The sequence below is a fragment of the Streptomyces sp. NPDC029216 genome, from assembly GCF_040648015.1.
Lineage (GTDB): Bacteria > Actinomycetota > Actinomycetes > Streptomycetales > Streptomycetaceae > Streptomyces.
Genome location: NZ_JBEZWL010000161.1, coordinates 1 through 16265, shown reverse-complemented (window position 1 = coordinate 16265; position 16265 = coordinate 1). Strand labels below are relative to the sequence as shown.

Sequence of the window (16265 nt, the reverse complement as noted above, 5' to 3'; positions counted from 1 at the left end):
GGGCCAGCCGGGCATAAGAATTCGCGGTGCGAATTCCAAGCGAATCCGAATTCCGCAAGCGGAATTCCACAAAGCCGCTTCGCGACTTTATCCGAGGTTGCGCTCCGCTTTTCCCGAATTCCGAAACCAGCCCCCTCGCGCTTCGCGCTTCGGTTTCCAAGAAACCGAAAAAACCCCTTTAGGGCCTCCACTCTGGCCTTTATTCAAATTCTCCAACTTCCCTTTTCGCAATTCCCCACACGCTCTTTGTCTGGGGAATTATAGCGTGAATTCACGCGTAAATCATGAGCCTTTCCGGCGTTTATTAATTCCCCCAGACACAGAAAAGCCCCCTCCTGAGAGGGGGCTTTTCTGGCGTTTCTGCTGGTCGGAGTACCGTACGCGCGTGCCGGTACTCCGAGGCTACGCCTTCTTTTCCTGCTGCTGGTAGTAGGCCAGGATCTGGGATTCGGTGTAGAGCTCTTTTCCGTTGATGACGGTGGCCTTGGGGAAGTCTTCCCGACGGTTCTTGTGGGCCCGCAGGGTGTCGTACTTGGGGACCCCCTGGGCAGGCCCCAGGCGGCGGGAGACCTCGGCCAGCGGCAGGAGCTCGGGCGGCGCGGTGGGGTCCTGGACGGGCTCCTGGTCGGGCTTGCCCGCCTGGCCGGGGATCAGCCGGAGCCTGTCACGCAGGGGTGTCACACCGGCCTCGGAGGCTGTCACATCGGGCCCGTCGTGTGACACCCGACCTGCGGTTTCGTCGCTCAGACCGCCCTCAGAGGGCCCCCAGGGGGTGTTTTCGCGGTTCTGGCCCTCATCACGTGACAGGCCCTGGAGGAGCCGCGGGAGGCGGCGTGCGGAGCGTGCGGGCGGGGTTCCGTAGAGGCCGGCGGCCGGGTCGAAGTTCTGGGCCGCGCGCTGCTCCAGGGCCCAGGCGGTGAGCTCTTCGGGCTCGGCGAAGCAGGTCTGGACCCAATACTGCGAGTTGCCTTCCACAATCATCATTCGACCGGCCTTATCCACGGAATCGGGGACGGGCGTGGTGCCGATGACGTTCTTCCACTGGTTGGTGTTGTAATTGCCCATGAACTTGAGCCGGAAGAGATTCCGCAGGCCCTTTCCGCCCAATGCCTGGTCCCGGAGGTCCTGGAATACGGCGAGAATGTTGCCGTGGACGAATCGGCCGAGTCGGGCGCCGGATGCGACGGTTCCCCAAATTGGATCGGCGGCGCGTTCGGCCGGTCCGAATTCGTCGGCCTTGGCCTTGCGGTTGTCGTCCCACCATTCGCGAGAGATGTCCGCGAATTCGTTGGACTCTTCGACCAGGAGGAGCAGGCCGGGGAATTCGGTTGCCCGCTCTTCTTCCTTTACGGCGGTGCGAGCGTCGATTTCGTCCTTGAACCAGTCGATTGCGCGGCGCATGTCCTGGGGCGCGTTCGGGTCGTTGTAGATGTGGACCCCGGGGACATTCTTGTAGTTCTCGACGCTGACGCGCTTAACGTCCACGGCGATGATGTGGTAGCCCTGCCGGATGAGCTGGGCGATCACCATCTGACTGAATGCGCTCTTACCGCCACCGGTGCCGACGGACAGGGCCCAGTGCGGGGTTTCTCCGTCGCCCAGTTCCTTGATGATGATCTGGCCGAACGCGTCCTTTCCGATGACCACCTGGCCCTTGGTGGTCTGGGCGATGGCCTCCTGGATGTCCGGGTCGAAGAAGCCGACGCGGTCGGGGCACTCGGGCTCGGGCTTGGGCGGGGCCGGCGGGGGCTTGTGGCCGAGGACGACGGAGTGGTGCTGGCTGGTGAAGTCCCAGCGGCGGGGGCTCCACTCCCCCGGCAGGCGGCTGTTGAAGAGGGCCAGGAGGTTCATCTTCTCCAGGTCGCTGCCCCGGAACGTCCAGGGCAGACGGACCACGATCCGGGCGTCGGGCGCGGCCAGGAGCTCCGGGAGCAGGAGCCACTGGGCGGGGTCCTCCTCCTCGGGCAGGCCGAGGTCTTCGCGCAGCAGGGTCCAGATGGCCGGGCCGTAGCGCTCGGCGTCGGTGGGGGGCTTGGGCTTGTAGCGGTGGCCGAGGGCGGCGACGGCGCCGAGGCCGAGGACCAGGAGCACGATGGTCCAGGCGCGCCAGGCCGGGACGGCCAGGCCGACCGCAGCGGCGGTGAGGGCGACGCGGGCGAGGCCGCGGGCGGCGTAGGGCCAGCGGTGCCACATGGCGAGCGTGCGGGCCACGGTGGTGATGACGGGGGCGACGACGTCGTACACGGCCTTGCCCCAGCCGTACACGCGCTTGGTGCCCCGCCAGAGCTTCCCCGTTGCCCAGACCAGCCACAGGAAGCACTGGACGGCGACGTCCAGGGCGCGGGCGGCGCGGCCCTGGTAGGTGTCGATCCACTGGGCGATCTGGCGGGCGCGGCGGCTGGGCTGGCGGCGTGCGGGCTTGACCAGGCTCACGCGGGGGCCGGCGGCGGCGATGGAGCCGAGCTCGGCGACGGTGAGGATCTGGCGGGGGTCGGTGGTCTTGGTGCCCGCGCGCCAGAACGTGGCGTCGGAGCGCGGTTCGCCGTGCATCTCTCGGCCGCCGTAGAAGCGGACGACGGACCACAGGCCCTTGAAGAGGGCCACGACGGCGGAGCCGAGGCCCTTGCAGAACGCGACGGCTCCCTTGGCGTCGCTCTTGGCCTTGGGAGCTCCGGCGCCCTCCTGGGCGTGGGCCACGATGCCGAGGATGACCACGACTCCTATGACGGAGAGGTTCCCGCCCGGGAGGTGGTCGGCGCTCCAGTTCCAGGCGGTGGCGAACCAGCCGCTGGTGTCGGCCTGGGTGGTGGGGTCGGGTGGAGCCATGGTGTGCGCCGCGAGGGCGGCGGTCATGCTGTGCACGGAGTTCCCCTCGTACTCGGTGAGGGAACCCGCTGCCCGGCAGGTGGTGAACTCTGGCAGGAGTGCCTGCCGGGCAGCGAATTCCCGGTCTGGAGACCGCCCAGGTGGGCGATCTTCCTTGGTGGGACTGACAACCGCCGTCCGCCTCCCATGGCTCGGGAGGAAGATCGGGGCTGGCACTTGGTACAGGTGTCGATCTGGGCGGCGGTGTGACAGTCGGGCCCGGGTTTCTTCGTACTCAGCCGGGCTTGCCCGAAGGCTTGCCTGGAGACCGGACAGGGCTTGCCCGCGCGGTTTTGGGGCTTGCCCACCGGGGGCCGGCGGGGGCTTGCCCAGGGGGTCGGGGGGCTTGCCCGCGAGCCTGGCGGGGGTGTCTCACCGGTGTGTTCACCGTGGTGACCCGGTTGGGGTCACGGGTTGGGCCGGTGACTCACCGGCCGGGGGCTGGTGAGTCACCGGTGAGTGGCTACAGGTAGGGGCTGGGCTTGTCGGCGGCGTTGATGGCCTGGGCGGTCTCGGCCTTGGTGGCGTCGCGCCAGTAGCGGGTGACGGTCTGCTTGAAGCGGCGGTCCTGGGGGTCGCGGCCGTGGCGGGTGGCGACGGCGTCGATGACGTGACGGACGTCCTGGACCCCGTCCGCGACCATCTGCTTGACGTCCGCGCTCATGCTCTGGCCCTTCTCCAGGCCGTTGCGGACGACCGAGAGTGCCGGGCGGACGTTCTCGGTCTCTCCGCCCTGGTCAGGGCCGGTGAGGGGCGGATATCCGCTGGTCTCCTCGCGGATGGTGGACTCGTGGGCTCGTGACGTCATGACGCCATCAGCGGGGGCGGGGAGGATGGCCGGGGCCTGGGGGGTGGATGCCGCGAGGAGGGCGGGCACCGTGGCGGCCATGCCCGGCGCGAACATCCGCTCCAGGGCGATGTCCGCGCCCTGGGTGAGGCGGACCCGCTGGACGTCCAGGAGGTCCGTCCCGAGGGTGGTGTCGCCCGTGCCGACCTTCGCCGCGAGCTTCCAGGACTTCTTCACCGACTTGGCGCGGACCTTCTCGTCCGGGTGGGCGGCGGCGCGGGCCTGGTGGTAGGCCAGGTCACGGATGACGGCGGCGGCGCGGGCTTCCGCTTCGACGTCGCGGCCCTCCTGGTGGACGACGGCGAGGCGGGCGAGGTAGGCCACGGACTCGGCCGAGGCGGTGATGGCCATCGGGGTCAGGGCGTAGACGATCGTCTGGCCGACGCCCTCGGCGGCGGTCGCGCCCATCACGGCGGCGGCGGCCGGCAGGGCCCAGAGCCCGAGGCGGACCAGCCGCGGGGAGGGCCGGTTGAACACAGTGGTGACCAGGAGAACCAGGGCGAGGACTGCGGTTGCGCCCTCACCGGCTCCGAGGGCGCCGAGGGCGGTCTCGGAGCCGTAGCGGTGGGAGAGGTTGGAGTAGGTGCCGACGCCGCCGAGGATGCCGACGCCGACCATCACCAGGGCGGTGACGGACAGGAGGCTGATCTTCACCCAGCCGAGGGGCTTCTTCATGGTGGTGCTGCCTTCCGGGGTCTCTTGTGGCGGCGTGGCGTCGTGGGCTCGTGACGTCATGAAGGAGGGGAGGAGGGCCATCACTTCACCTTCTTCACGGGGCGGGGGGCGCGGGGCGTCTCGCGCAGGGCCTTGATGGCGGCGGCGACGCCGATGACCCCGATGCCGATGCCGATCCCGCCGTAGGCGATGGCCTGGCCCATGGCCGCGACGGCCGGGGCGGCGACGACCAGGAGGACCGTGGCGGGGGTGCACAGGATCAGCAGGCCGACGGCGAACAGCAGGCCGTTGCGGAGCCAGGCCGGGACCGGCTGGGTCGGCATCTGCACGACGACGGGGGCCTGGCCGTTGGCGGGGATGTAGACCGGCTGACCCTGCGGGGTGTAGCCCACGGTCATGCCGGGCGGGACGGCCGCGGGGAGGTACTGCGGGGTGTACGGGATCGGGTTGGTGTCCACGGTGTTCTCCTTAGGCCGCGAGTTCGTGGGCGGCGCACGAAACGCAGGCGCCGAGGGACAGGGGGATGACGTAGTCGCGGACCGTGGAGCAGGCCGGGCAGGTGCGGCGGGCGCGCATCATGGCGCGGTGCGCACGCCACAGGCCGGGCGTCATCGGTCGGACCGGGGCCGCCAGGTCGAGGCGGTAGAGGTAGGCGGCGCGGATCGTCCGGGCGGTCTGTCCGGGCGGGCGCCGGCCGTACCAGAGGATCTGGGCGACGACGGGCTGTCCGGCGGGGCGGAGACCCTTCGCGCGGAGCTGTCGGCGGGTGGCCAGGCCCTCGGGGGCGAGGCGGCGGGGGTAGGTCGGGATCCCGTATTCGTCGCCGTTCGGGTCGTAGAACTTCACCTACTTACCTCCTGTCTGCTGGTCAGTGGGATGTGGTGGCGTCGTGGACTCGTGAGCTCACGACGCCACCACTGCCGGGGGTAGATCACGGGTTGGGCGGGCTGGTGTCCCAGCGGGCCCAGTCCGCGACGTCCTCGGCCGCTTCCCAGCAGGCGTCCCGCACGGCACGGCGGCGGCCGTTGGCCATGGTCAGGACAGGGAGGGTGCAGGCGAGGCCAACGGCCAGGGCGCCCAGGAGGGCGATGGCCAGGACCGTCAGGCCCGAGGCGATCGGCATGCCGGTCTGGGTGAAGAGGACCACCAGGCCGGAGCCGACCAGGAACGCGGCGATCTGCGGCGCTCGGGAGACGACGTAGAAGACGGGGAGGGCGATCAGGGTCCGCATGTCCTCACCTCACGATCATGTGGTCGGGGTGGCCGTGGACCATGTGGTCCACGCAGGCCGGGCAGTCTTCGCGGGGGCCGAGGCTGGCGTGCGCCTCACGGCTGGCGTAGGCGTGGAACCAGCACTGCGTGCACTCACCGCGGGGCGGGTTCTCGGCCTTCGGCCTGGCCATCACCACCACCCCGACGTCTTCTTCTCCGTCTTGGCCTTGGCCGCCTGGTGGATCAGCTCGGCCTTGGCGGTCTGGGCGGCGGCGATCTCGGCGCGGAGCCGGTCCTCGGCGTTGTTCCAGATCTGGTCGATGCCGCGCTCGGCGCGGGGGGAGCGCTGCTGGCCCCGGACGCCCTTGGCGACGATGACGCCGACGTGACCGGCCATGCGGGCCTGCTCACCGGCCGGGAGTGCCCAGGTCTCGCGGCGCTGGACGCCCTCCAACTTGCGGGCGGCGGTGGCGATCAGGTTGTCGAGCCTGCGGATCTCGGACTTGCTCATGGGTGGTCAGCCCCTCTTCGGGTAGCGGTGGCCGGCGGGCGGCTCGGCGGACTTGTTCACGTACAGGGCGTTGGCGATCACGCGCTCGAACTGGGCGCGCTCGGGCGGGGTCTCCTGGTCCGGGGGGAGGAGGCTTCCGCCGAGGGCGGCCATCAGGGCGTGCGTGCGGTCGTAGTCCTCGTGGCGGGTCTCGCGGCGGATGCTCACGCGGCCACCACCCCGGGGTTCTTGCCGGACTTGTTGCCGGAGGAGTTGGTGTTCGTCTCCTTGAGCTTCTTGGAGAGCGCGTCGTCAGCCACGGCGATCACCTGGCCAGCGCGAGCCGGAGCTGTCCGACCGCGCGGTGGAAGTGGTTGTAGGCGTAGGCGTCGCGGCGGCCGACGTGTCCGGCGACGGCGGCGTACGGCATGCCCTCGGCGCGGAGCAGGACCACGGCCTGGTCCTCGGCGGGGAGAGCGGCGACGGCGGCGGCCAGGTGCTCGGGGAGCTCCGGCTCCGGCTCGGCCAGGGCGACGTCCTCGGCGGCCGGGGCAGCCGGGAGCGGGAAGGACGCCACGGCGTCCGCCCAGTCCCGGGGGATCTCGCGGTTGCGGCTGGCCTTGTAGAAGTCGCTCACCGCGTGGCGGGTCAGCACGGCGAGCCAGGCGAACGCCTCGGCGTCGGGGGAGACCAGCTGGTGGAGCGAGCGACCGGCCTTGACCCACGCATCCATGACGACGTCTTCCGCCGTGGCCGGGTCGTTCGTCAGGTTGCGGGCCAGGCGGACCAGCCGCTGGTTGTAGAGGCGGAACAGCCGGTCAAGCCGGTCCGCGGTGGAGGCCGAGAGTCGCTCTGCCTGCGGCGATACGGGGTGTGCGTCGATACGATCCATGGAGGATCGCTCCCTTCTGTCACGTCAGACGGGGTTCGATCTCAGGCCCTGCGTCGGTGTCTCACCACCGGTACAGGGCCGTTTTTCATGCACAGAACGGGTACTGCTCCGCCGAGGCGAGCTGTACCGGTACTGATAGTGCTCCCCTACTAGCGGGATGTCAAACAGTACCGGTACTGTTTTCCGTGAGAGGATCACTCCTGTACTGATGAAGGGAGGGCACATGCCCCGGTATGAACAGATCGCTGACGATCTGCGCGAACGCATCCACTCCGGCGAGTACGCCATCGGTTCGACACTGCCGACGTACGCGGAGCTGGCGGAGACCTACTCCGTCGGTCGTGGCGTCATCAGCTCGGCCCTCGGCGTTCTCGAGCGCGAAGGACTGCTGCGGATCGTGAAGAGGGCTGGCATCCGCGTATTGGACTGGCGGGTGCAGCGCCGACGGATCAGCCGGGGGCAGCACATCTACCGCGACCCTCGCCGTGGCTACGTCGGCCCTGCCGCCGCATCCCCGGATGAGCCGTGGGACACCCACGGCAAGCCCTCCGCTGGGTACGAGCCCGCGCCCGAGCGCGTAGCGGAGTTCCTGGACGTCGAACCGGGGATCGCCGTTCTCCGGCGCCGCCGCGTCACCAGCCCGGCAGGCGAACCCGCCTTCCAGATCGTCGACACCTGGCTGGCCCCCTCAGCAGTGCGGGACGCCCCCAAGGTCGCGGAGCCCTCTACCGGGCCCGGCGGATACCTTGACCGCCTGGAGGAGGCTGGGCACGGCCCTATGTCCTGGAGGGAGTACGGGCGCTCACGCCTCCCCAGCCGCGAAGAGGCCGGCCTTCTGGACATCAGCCCGGAGTCGCCCGTCTTCGAGCTGGTCTGGGTCGGGACGTCCCACTCGACCGAGCGAGTGATCGAGGTAACCGTTCGGGTGATCCCTGCTGACCGAGTCGAGCTAGTCTCCGACCTCACCAGGCATGAGACCGCTCAGTGGCCGGTCAGGCCAGTTAGCTCGTAGGTGGCGTCATGACGCCATGACGTCACTACGTCGGCACCACGGAAGTGGTGTCCCTACCGCCCACGGGGGTGTCCGCTACCCCACGTAGGCTCCGTAAACACAACAAAAAAGCCGCGAGCCCCACCCGGGTTCTCGATCAGGGGTCGAAGCCTGAAAGAGAGTCGAAGTCCCGAGGAAGGGCGCGCGGCGACCATGCAAAGGTCTGCTGCCGAGTGTAGGGCAGGTGGGGAGAGCTGTCTTCCCCGCCGTGACGTCACGAGAGTGATGTTCGCCCAGCTACACCCTGGTAGCAGGCCGGAAAGGCAGTACGTGGCAGTCGCCAGCACGGCCAAGGTTCCTGCTCAGCAGGGGAGCCAGGTCACCAACCTGGATCGGGACGGAGTCCCGGCAGGTTGCCGCCCGATCGCGGGCATGAAGCGCGGTTGGTACTACCGCGAGGCAGACCGGATGATCCTGCACCGCCAGGACAAGGACGCCTCCCCCCTGCCCATCGGGCAGGTTCCCCGGATCACCGCGCAGATCGTGCACCTGACCGACGACGGCGAGGACATCCGTACGGAGTACCTGGCCGTCGGCAAGCGCCAGCGCCGGGCACGCATCATCACCGAAGACGAGCTGGACCGGGGCACCTGGGCCGCGAAGATGGGCTTGCGCCGGCCTACCGGGAACGACGAGCGCCACGCGTTCGCGCGGCTGATCCGCGAGGAGGGCGACAAGGCGCCGGTTACCTCCGCCCGGACGTACTACAACGACGCGGGGGACCTGGTGTTCCCCGATCCCGACGCCCAGACCCTCGGCTACCGCGTACTGCGCGGCGAGGAGAAGGCCGCCCGGGAAGCCTGGGACGAGATCGGCGCGTGGACGAGCATGGACGGCAAGTCCGCGCTCGTGGCCGGGGGGTACTTCGCAGGGCCAGTCATGGACGCGCTCGACATGCTCGCGCACATGATCTCCGTCCACGGTCCGGGGCAGCAGGGCAAGTCCACCATCCTCATGGTGTGCGCCTCCTGCTTCGGTGACACCCGCCCCCGGCGCCAGGCCCTCTGGATGACCTGGAACGCGAGCAAGCAGGGCATCACCCAGAACCTGCGGCTCCGCGGCTACCTGCCCGTGGCTCTGGACGAGCACAGCTCCAGCGGCCGGAGCATCAAGGAGTCCAGCCGCGAGATCTCGCAGATGGTCGCGGGAGCGATCCGCGCGATGGGCACCGCCGACGGCTCCCCCCGGGAGTCGGACGGGTTCTGGCACTCGGTCATCCTGTCCAGCTCCAACGAGCCCTTGAAGTACGAGGGCCAGACGGAAGACCTGGCCTCGCGGCTCCAGGAGTTCAAGGCGCCGTTCTTCCCGAACGCCATGGTGGACGCCGATGGCGCCCCGGCCGAGCCCGGCCACCTGGGCGCGGAGCACATCAGCAAGCGGTTGAAGCGGCTGGCCAAGGACTTCGGTGGCTGGCCGGTGGAGTGGGCCGTCCGCATGGGCATGTACCGGGCCGAGAACCTCGGTCGGCTCCGCAAGCTCCACTTGGAGCTCTGCGCGAAGTACCGGCCGGCGCAGGGCGGTATCGCCGCGACCATCGCCGAGCTGCACATGGCCTGGGTCGTCGGCGCGCACATGCTCGGCACGGCGATCGGCGTCCCGACGCTGGGCCAGGTCGCGGAGGCCGAGGCCGCCGCGCGGCTGGCCGAGGCCATCGAGATCAGCGCCGAGGCGAACATCCCGGACTCCGAGCGGCTCTGGAATGCGCTGGACGCGCTCCGCATCGAGGCGTCGGCGTTCCCCGAGATGGACAAGCTGCCGTCGGTCGCGGAGGAGGGGTTCCGCAAGCTGCGCGGGTTCACCAACCGCGAGGCGGGCGAGTGGTGGGTGATCAACCCCGTCGTCCAGGAGGCAGCAGCCCAGGCCGGAATCGACAACGTGTCCGCCGCGCTGCGGGTGCTGGACGACCTCGGCGTTCACATCCGGGGCACCGGCAAGAACGCTCAGCGGCAGTTGCCGAAGGCGATCCGGTACGCGGGTCTGGGGGAGCGGATGCACTGCTTCAACACCCGCCGGGCGTCCGAACTCTTCGCACCGGAAGAGGAGCCGGAAGAGGGCCCGCAGGGGGGCGCAGACTCGGAGTTCCCGAGCGGAGCGACCCCCCGGAGCGACCCCGGAGCGACTGGGGTCGCTCCGGAAAACAACGCTCTGACCTGCGCCGGAGCGACCGGCGCGACCGGAGCGACCCTTTCTCTCTTCGACTTCTCTAAGGAGGAGGGAGCGACCCCCGGGAGTGACCCTGAGGCGGGCCCTGCTGATGGCGTCATGACGTCGCGGACTCATGACGTCACGACTGGCCGCGCCGTGGCGGCCGAGGCGCCGGCCCCGGCGTTCCCCCGGGCTCGGATGCACCAGCCTTCGGAGCCGGAGTGCGACCAGCAGTGGCTGGACCTGGAGATGAAGGCGAAGGGGCGGACCCGTAGCGCGCTGGACTTCGGCGTGCTGGGTGCGGCAGGGCTGTACCTGCCCAACCACGCGCCGGTGTCGGTGCCGCTGCCGGGGAGCGTGGACGACGTCCCCGAGCTCATGCGGGCGTACGGGCTCAAGACCCTGTGGGTCCACGAGTCCGCGGCTCTGGCGATGGGCCTGCCGACCTGCGAGGAGCGGCGCGAACTGCCGGTGCTCGGGCTGGACCAGGAGGACGGCGAGCGCGCGGGGGCGATCGGTCCGCAGACTCCTGTCGCTCACCCGTGGGCGACCCCGTCCGGGACTGGGCCGGTCACCGGCATGGCGCCGGTGGGCCTGGCATCGTGGCTGACCTTGAAGTGCGGCCAGGGCCAGGCGGAGCGGCGCCTGTCCGTCGCGCTGCCCCTGTACGACACCCGCTACGACAAGGACAACCGGCGCGGCGGGTTCGGCGGTCCCGAGACCCCCGAAGTCCTGCTGGACGCGCTGATGGTGTGGATCCTGTCCACGGTCAAGGGCCGGGAGGAGTTCCCGGAGGTGATCCCGTTCTACGCGAGCGTGAACCGGACCGCCGAGGACTTCGCCGGCGGGCGGACCCGCAAGGACGTGCTGTGCGAAGCGGTGCGGCGCCGGGAGGTGGAACCGGTGCTCCAGAACCGGGTGCCGCTGATGGTTCAGCAGCAGTGGCACCGCAAGCTCACCGAGGCCGAGAAGGCGATGGCCGCGCTGCACCGGTTCGACAAGTCGGCCGCGTGGCTGGGGGCGTTCTCCAACGTCGAGCTGGGCATCGGTGAGCCCGTGCACGCCGAGGACGGCGCCGAATACAACCGGAAGATCCCCGGCTTCTGGCGGGTGTCCGACGTCCCCGGGCGCGGTCCCGAGGGTCTGCCCGAACTCCGGTTCCGCGAGGCCCAGGAGGGCGGGTACTGGATCAGCACGCCGAGCATGGACCTGCTGACCGAGATCTACCCGGGGTGGGTGCCCCAGGTCCTGGAAGCCTGGTTCTGGCCCGAGCACAAGCGGGCCTTGGAGGGGATGTACGAGCGGGTGCGGATCGCCCGCAAGCGGATCGTCGCGGCGATGGAGGCCGGGCACCCGGGCGCGAAGTGGGCCAAGCAGATGAACGGCCGCACCTACCAGTCGTTCCGCGGCTACCTGGCCCGTACCTCCGGCCCGAAGACCGACTTCACCACCGGCGGGGACTACGCCGCCGACATCTTCTACCGGCCCGACTGGGCCCGGCTGATCATGGACCACGGCACGGCGAACCTGTACCGCAACCTGCGGAAGTTCGCGGCGGAGGGGCGCCTGCCCATCGCCGTCTGCGTGGACGCGGTGACCCTGGCCAGCAACGAGACCGATCCCGAGCGGGCCAAGCCCGAGGCGATGGACCTGGGTTCGGCTGGGGGTCAGTGGACCCACGAGGGTTCCGCGCCGGTGGCCGAGCTGGTGGACGCGATCGAGGGCGGCGCGAACGCGCACTACGCGCTGGACGACTACAACAAGACCCGGGGGGAGTGACCCGCGATGGCATGGAAGTGGAACCCGTTCAAGCGCGGCAAGGGCAAGGAAGAGGCCCCGGCGCCGGAGCCGACGCCCCAGGCTCCGGCCGCTCCGGCACCTGCGCCGGCCCCCGAGCCGAAGAAGCCCGGACGGCTCCGGCGGATGTTCAGCCGGAAGAAGAAGGCCGAGGCCCCGCCGGAGGCACCGCCGACCGCCCCGGCCGCTCCGCCCACCGGTCCCCCCGCTCCGCCCCCGGCGGCCCCTCCGGCGGCCGAGGGTCCCGAGGAGGGGCCCGAGGGTGAGGAGGGCGAAGAGGGCGAGGAGGAGGAAGAGCGGGAGTACCCCGGCGCCCTCGGCGTGAGCGCGGACGGGGTCTGGCAGATCTCCTCCACCCAGTGGGACGGCATCATGCACGGCGTGCTGCACGGCGAGGAGGTCAAGGACTTCATCAAGTCGATGGAGCGCGGGGACCTGGCGACCGCCGCCGGGATGGTGGCGATGGCGTACGACGAGACCGTGGGCACCCTGATCAACACCCAGGCATCCACCATCCGGCACATCGGCTTCTGAGGAGAGCATCATGGTCAAGTGGGGCCACGAAGAGGCCGAGGAGGCCAAGATCGCGGTACGGCTGGACGGTGAACACCCCGTTCTGTACTGCGAGGATGCCGACGGCTGGTCCTTCTGTCTCACCTGTGGCAACACCGCGTGCGACGAGTGCAAGCGACGGCACGCGAACCGGCACCCGTGGTGCGACGAGTGCCACGAGCGCATGATCTAGGCAGTCCCGAGGCCCCCGCCAACCCGGCGGGGGCCTCGGCATGTCCGGGGTGTGAGGTTGTGAGGTTCGGAGCCTGTTGGCCCAGGACAACAGGGGTTCTGTGAGGCTGTGAGGCTGTCGCGTGGGGCTGTCGCGGGGTGTGTCGCGTCGGCCCCTGTCGCGTGCTGTGAGCTGGCCTGATGGCCCCAACTCCCGTACCTGGAAAGGACGCGACAGGTCGGCGCGACAGGGCCTCTTGTGGAGGCGTGGCGCCGTGGGCTCGTGACGTCACCACGGGCCCGCCAGGAGGCTCTACGCTGCGTGCTGACAACCACGACAGGGGAGTGCGATGGCGCGACGAGTAGCGATCGGCAACAACAAGGGCGGGGCCAGGAAGAGCACCCTGGCGGTGCGGCTGGCCGAGGCCCTGGCCAAGGCCGGATACCGGGTCCTGGTGGTGGACATGGACCCCCAGGGCGACTCCTCGCGGCGTCTGGGCTGGAAGGACGACGGGACCCAGAACACCACCTCGGAGATCATCGAGGCGAACGCCATCGGCGTGGCCTCCCAGGCCATCCAGCCGATTGGGTGGGACTGCGAGTACGCCTCCCGCATCGCCCTGATCCCCGCCCGGTACACCTTGGAGGACCGGGCAGTGGAAGCCGGGCACAAGGGCGCCTGGCGCCGCCTGGCCAAGGCCCTGCAAGGGTGCGATGACGGGTTCGACTTCGTACTCATCGACTGCCCCCCGAGCCTGGGCCACCTGACCCAGCTTGCACTCGCTGCCGCCCACTTCGCCCTGGCGACCGCCGAGGCAGAGTTCGACTCCGTCAAGGCCGCCATCAAGTACCGCGACTTCATCCCGGCCTCGCTGGAAGACCTCACCAACCCCGAGTTGGCGTTCATCGGCCTGGTCATCTCCGGGTACGACCAGCGGCTCAGCGGCCAGCAGGCCCAGTTGGCCGGCGCCCGGGACCTCTTCGGGGACGGCGTGTGGGGGGTGGTCCCGCAGCGGAGCACCATCACCTACGCCGACGAACAGGCCCTGCCGTTCGCCAACGTCAAGGACAGCGGGGAGCCTCGCGCCGTGTTCGAGCTCCTGGCGCAGCGATTCGTGAAGGAGGTCCAGCCCGCATGACGACGCGGCGGTCCCACAACACACCCGAGGCAACCTCACTGCTGGGCCAGCAGGCCGTCCAGCCTCCCGTCCTGACTCCCAAGCTCGGCCGCCCGAAGGTGGGCGCGGGCGCCCAGGGCGAGGACGAACAGCAGGAGCTCTTCGAGGGCCAGGAGCAGGAGCAGCAGGCGCCTAAGGAGCGGGTCCGTCCCGGCCGGAGCCGCGGGGGGAAGCGGCCCCCGCCGGCCGCTGCCGACGCGGTGCCGACCACGGTCAGGTTCGACCCCGAGGAGTCCTCGGAGCTGGACTGGTTCGTTCTGGAGCTCCGCGAGGATGCCGGACGCCGGACACTCGACAAGGCAGAGGTCATCCGGGAAGTGCTCCGCCTGGCGCGTGAGCACGAGCCGACCAAACGCGCGTTGGTCAAGCGTCTGCGCTGAAACACCGGGTGCAACATCGGGTGCAACGCAGGGCCGCAACACACACCGTGTTGCGGCCCTGACCTGTGTAAACGTGCCTGTTGCAAGGCTGATCAGCAGCGTGTTGCACCGCCTTTTGTGACGTCACGAGCTCATGAGTCCATGAGCTCACCGAAACGTCTTGACGGGGGGTACGAAACTTCGTACCTTGGAGACATCGAAGGGGTACGAAACTTCGTACCCCCCCGGCTCGGGGAGGACCCATGGAATCGCTCAGCTACCGCCACGGCGAGGACGCCCGACACGGCGGAGTGGACATCACCATCAGCCTGACCCCCGCCGAGGCCAAGGCCCTCGGGGGCGAAGAGGGCCTGCTGGCCGACTGGTTCGACACCGCCCTGTGGGCGCTCTCGATGTTCCGCACCGGCAGCAACCCGCGCGGCCCCGTCGAACTCGACCCCGCCGCCGCCGAGATCACCCCCGACACCCTGTACCGCGTCATCAACGACCTGGACAACCGCCTGCTGCCCAGGCTCCAGGGCATCCGGGACATGGCCATCCGCCGGCACCACGAGCTCGGCGGCAGCATCGGGGACCTGGCCCTGGCCATGGACGTCGTGAAGTCCACCGCCCAGTCCCGGCGCAACGTCGTCATCAGCGGCAAGGACCGGCCCAGCATGTGGGAGAACTGGGCCGTCAAGGGCGGCCCCCAGAACCGCGAGTTCTGCGCGGCCTGCGGGCACCCCGCGTTCCCGACGGACCCGATCGTCACCACCGACGACGACGACCGCTACCGCATCCACCAGAGCCACACCCAGAACCCCAAGGACGGGTTCTACGGCACCCCGATCGTCGACCCCGACGACGAGTCGTTCGTCTGGGAGCACGGCGACATGCACCGCCCCGACGAGAGCTGAGCTGAAAACCGCGGGGGCGGCCGTTCACTGCCAGGCGCACGGCCGCCCCCTCTCACCCGATCGCAGACCAGGGAGACCACCATGTTCGCAGCCGTCTTCATCCTGCTCCTCCTCGGCCACTGGGCCGCGGACTACCCGTTCCAGACCGACCACCAGGCCAAGCACAAGGCCGGGTGCGGCCGGACCGGCTGGACCGCCAACATCACCCACGCCGCCACCCACGTCCTGCTCTGCGGCCTGGCCCTCGGCCTCGGCGCCCTCGTACTCCAGGACGTCTCCCTGGCCGTACTGCCGACCGCCGGTGCCCTCCTCTGGGTCGGCACCACCCATGCGTTCATCGACCGCCGGTGGCCCGTCGCCCGCTGGATGAAGTTCGCCCGCCAGGAGGGCTGGGCACAGCACGGGGGAGCGGCCCACGTAGACCAGACCGCCCACGCCCTGGCCCTCGGCGCCGCCGCCCTGTTCCTCGCCGCCGTCTGACCCGAAGGAGACCGGATGTTCACCGGCACCGCCGAAGAGCTCCGCAAGCGCGAGGACCGCGCACACCAGATCGCACAGCAGATCGCCGCCCTGATCACCGAGGCCGAGGGCCTCGGGCTCGGGCCCGCCCGAGGAGAGATCCACCTCCCCGGGGCCAGCGTCCGACGACGCGGAGACGAGTGGACCACCACCCGATAAACCCCCGATTCCCCCGCCGCTTTCAAAAGCAGCGGGGGAATTCGCTTACCCACGACCGTACAGAGCGTGACACGAACCGGGCCACACCCCATCTGACCTGCGGAAACATCAGACTGACCCTCAGGGCCGCAACGACAGAGAGCCACAAAGCAGATAGGGCGCCCACCACTCAAAGCAAAAGAATAACGGAAGAAAGGCGCCCCCAAAAGAAATGCAATTCCTCCGGAATTGCCGCCCGAGCCGATATCGAATTTCTCGAATTCGGCGGCAGCGGCCCGAAAAAGGAAATCGAAAAACCCTCCGTGTGCTTCGACATTCCCCCTAGCGGGGGAATCCGAATTCCCGCTGGCGCGTGAATTCGGGGCATTTGATTTCGCTCCGCAAAATCAAATCGGCCCATTCTGGCGCTCCGCGCCAGGAATGGCCCGGCTGGGCC

18 protein-coding genes are annotated in these 16265 nt (G+C 69.6%); 9 read left to right on the top strand and 9 right to left on the bottom strand.

Annotated features, from left to right (window positions below; translation table 11 throughout):
* Positions 1-402: 402 nt before the first annotated feature.
* From AB0F18_RS33980 to AB0F18_RS33940, 9 genes are all read right to left on the bottom strand, one after another.
* The gene (locus AB0F18_RS33980) at positions 403-2862 is read right to left on the bottom strand and encodes a hypothetical protein (RefSeq protein WP_362067691.1); all 2460 of its coding nucleotides are present in this window, start codon (positions 2860-2862) and stop codon (positions 403-405) included.
* A gap of 466 nt (positions 2863-3328) precedes the next feature.
* Positions 3329-4468: a conjugal transfer protein gene (locus AB0F18_RS33975; RefSeq protein ID WP_362067689.1), complete on the bottom strand. Its 1140-nt coding sequence runs from the start codon at positions 4466-4468 to the stop codon at positions 3329-3331.
* The gene (locus tag AB0F18_RS33970) at positions 4468-4845 is read right to left on the bottom strand and encodes a hypothetical protein (RefSeq protein WP_362067687.1); all 378 of its coding nucleotides are present in this window, start codon (positions 4843-4845) and stop codon (positions 4468-4470) included. Before AB0F18_RS33970 ends, AB0F18_RS33975 begins: the two co-directional genes overlap by 1 nt.
* Before the next feature lie 10 nt (positions 4846-4855).
* Entirely contained in the window at positions 4856-5233 is a 378-nt protein-coding gene (locus tag AB0F18_RS33965; protein WP_362067685.1) for an RRQRL motif-containing zinc-binding protein, read from the bottom strand.
* 85 nt (positions 5234-5318) lie between these two features.
* Positions 5319-5618, bottom strand: a complete 300-nt coding sequence (locus AB0F18_RS33960) for a hypothetical protein (RefSeq protein WP_362067683.1) — start codon at positions 5616-5618, stop codon at positions 5319-5321.
* A 4-nt stretch (positions 5619-5622) separates the two neighbouring features.
* Positions 5623-5790, bottom strand: a complete 168-nt coding sequence (locus tag AB0F18_RS33955; protein ID WP_362067681.1) for a pRL2-8 — start codon at positions 5788-5790, stop codon at positions 5623-5625.
* Positions 5790-6110 carry a hypothetical protein gene (locus AB0F18_RS33950; protein WP_362067679.1) on the bottom strand — a complete coding sequence of 107 codons (321 nt, stop codon included), beginning with the start codon at positions 6108-6110 and terminating at the stop codon, positions 5790-5792. Before AB0F18_RS33950 ends, AB0F18_RS33955 begins: the two co-directional genes overlap by 1 nt.
* 6 nt (positions 6111-6116) lie before the next feature.
* Positions 6117-6317 (bottom strand): hypothetical protein, encoded by a 201-nt coding sequence (locus AB0F18_RS33945; protein ID WP_136227565.1) that lies wholly within the window; start codon positions 6315-6317, stop codon positions 6117-6119.
* Positions 6318-6414: 97 nt separating this feature from the next.
* Positions 6415-6981: a sigma-70 family RNA polymerase sigma factor gene (locus AB0F18_RS33940; RefSeq protein ID WP_362067677.1), complete on the bottom strand. Its 567-nt coding sequence runs from the start codon at positions 6979-6981 to the stop codon at positions 6415-6417.
* 223 nt (positions 6982-7204) lie between these two features.
* Between AB0F18_RS33940 and AB0F18_RS33935 the strand changes: the two genes are divergently transcribed.
* The 9 genes from AB0F18_RS33935 (at position 7205) to AB0F18_RS33895 (ending at position 15829) form a co-directional block, all read left to right on the top strand.
* Positions 7205-7993: a GntR family transcriptional regulator gene (locus AB0F18_RS33935; protein ID WP_362067675.1), complete on the top strand. Its 789-nt coding sequence runs from the start codon at positions 7205-7207 to the stop codon at positions 7991-7993.
* A gap of 411 nt (positions 7994-8404) precedes the next feature.
* A complete protein-coding gene (locus AB0F18_RS33930; RefSeq protein ID WP_362067673.1) occupies positions 8405-11956 on the top strand; it encodes a DUF927 domain-containing protein in 3552 nt (1183 codons plus the stop codon).
* Between the two features lie 6 nt (positions 11957-11962).
* The gene (locus AB0F18_RS33925; RefSeq protein ID WP_362067671.1) at positions 11963-12508 is read left to right on the top strand and encodes a hypothetical protein; all 546 of its coding nucleotides are present in this window, start codon (positions 11963-11965) and stop codon (positions 12506-12508) included.
* Positions 12509-12518: 10 nt separating this feature from the next.
* The gene (locus AB0F18_RS33920; protein ID WP_362067669.1) at positions 12519-12719 is read left to right on the top strand and encodes a hypothetical protein; all 201 of its coding nucleotides are present in this window, start codon (positions 12519-12521) and stop codon (positions 12717-12719) included.
* A gap of 328 nt (positions 12720-13047) precedes the next feature.
* Positions 13048-13836, top strand: a complete 789-nt coding sequence (locus tag AB0F18_RS33915; RefSeq protein WP_362067667.1) for a ParA family protein — start codon at positions 13048-13050, stop codon at positions 13834-13836.
* On the top strand, positions 13833-14255 hold the full coding sequence (locus tag AB0F18_RS33910; RefSeq protein ID WP_362067665.1) for a hypothetical protein: 423 nt from the start codon (positions 13833-13835) through the stop codon (positions 14253-14255). The genes AB0F18_RS33915 and AB0F18_RS33910 overlap by 4 nt, the downstream gene beginning before the upstream one ends.
* A gap of 242 nt (positions 14256-14497) precedes the next feature.
* Positions 14498-15151 (top strand): hypothetical protein, encoded by a 654-nt coding sequence (locus AB0F18_RS33905; protein ID WP_362067663.1) that lies wholly within the window; start codon positions 14498-14500, stop codon positions 15149-15151.
* Between the two features lie 81 nt (positions 15152-15232).
* Positions 15233-15631, top strand: a complete 399-nt coding sequence (locus tag AB0F18_RS33900) for a DUF3307 domain-containing protein (protein WP_362067661.1) — start codon at positions 15233-15235, stop codon at positions 15629-15631.
* Positions 15632-15646: 15 nt separating this feature from the next.
* Positions 15647-15829 carry a hypothetical protein gene (locus AB0F18_RS33895; RefSeq protein ID WP_362067659.1) on the top strand — a complete coding sequence of 61 codons (183 nt, stop codon included), beginning with the start codon at positions 15647-15649 and terminating at the stop codon, positions 15827-15829.
* The last annotated feature ends 436 nt before the right edge of the window (positions 15830-16265 follow it).

Excerpts from the sequence above, each read along its gene's own strand:
- AB0F18_RS33950 (WP_362067679.1), bottom strand. The coding sequence starts at position 6,110 with ATGAGCAAGTCCGAGATCCGCAGGCTCGACAACCTGATCGCCACCGCC.
- AB0F18_RS33975 (WP_362067689.1), bottom strand. The coding sequence starts at position 4,468 with ATGGCCCTCCTCCCCTCCTTCATGACGTCACGAGCCCACGACGCCACG.
- AB0F18_RS33920 (WP_362067669.1), top strand. The coding sequence starts at position 12,519 with ATGGTCAAGTGGGGCCACGAAGAGGCCGAGGAGGCCAAGATCGCGGTA.
- AB0F18_RS33955 (WP_362067681.1), bottom strand. The coding sequence starts at position 5,790 with ATGGCCAGGCCGAAGGCCGAGAACCCGCCCCGCGGTGAGTGCACGCAG.
- AB0F18_RS33905 (WP_362067663.1), top strand. The coding sequence starts at position 14,498 with ATGGAATCGCTCAGCTACCGCCACGGCGAGGACGCCCGACACGGCGGA.
- AB0F18_RS33925 (WP_362067671.1), top strand. The coding sequence starts at position 11,963 with ATGGCATGGAAGTGGAACCCGTTCAAGCGCGGCAAGGGCAAGGAAGAG.
- AB0F18_RS33930 (WP_362067673.1), top strand. The coding sequence starts at position 8,405 with ATGAAGCGCGGTTGGTACTACCGCGAGGCAGACCGGATGATCCTGCAC.
- AB0F18_RS33900 (WP_362067661.1), top strand. The coding sequence starts at position 15,233 with ATGTTCGCAGCCGTCTTCATCCTGCTCCTCCTCGGCCACTGGGCCGCG.
- AB0F18_RS33895 (WP_362067659.1), top strand. The coding sequence starts at position 15,647 with ATGTTCACCGGCACCGCCGAAGAGCTCCGCAAGCGCGAGGACCGCGCA.
- AB0F18_RS33935 (WP_362067675.1), top strand. The coding sequence starts at position 7,205 with ATGCCCCGGTATGAACAGATCGCTGACGATCTGCGCGAACGCATCCAC.
- AB0F18_RS33960 (WP_362067683.1), bottom strand. The coding sequence starts at position 5,618 with ATGCGGACCCTGATCGCCCTCCCCGTCTTCTACGTCGTCTCCCGAGCG.
- AB0F18_RS33940 (WP_362067677.1), bottom strand. The coding sequence starts at position 6,981 with ATGGATCGTATCGACGCACACCCCGTATCGCCGCAGGCAGAGCGACTC.
- AB0F18_RS33910 (WP_362067665.1), top strand. The coding sequence starts at position 13,833 with ATGACGACGCGGCGGTCCCACAACACACCCGAGGCAACCTCACTGCTG.
- AB0F18_RS33915 (WP_362067667.1), top strand. The coding sequence starts at position 13,048 with ATGGCGCGACGAGTAGCGATCGGCAACAACAAGGGCGGGGCCAGGAAG.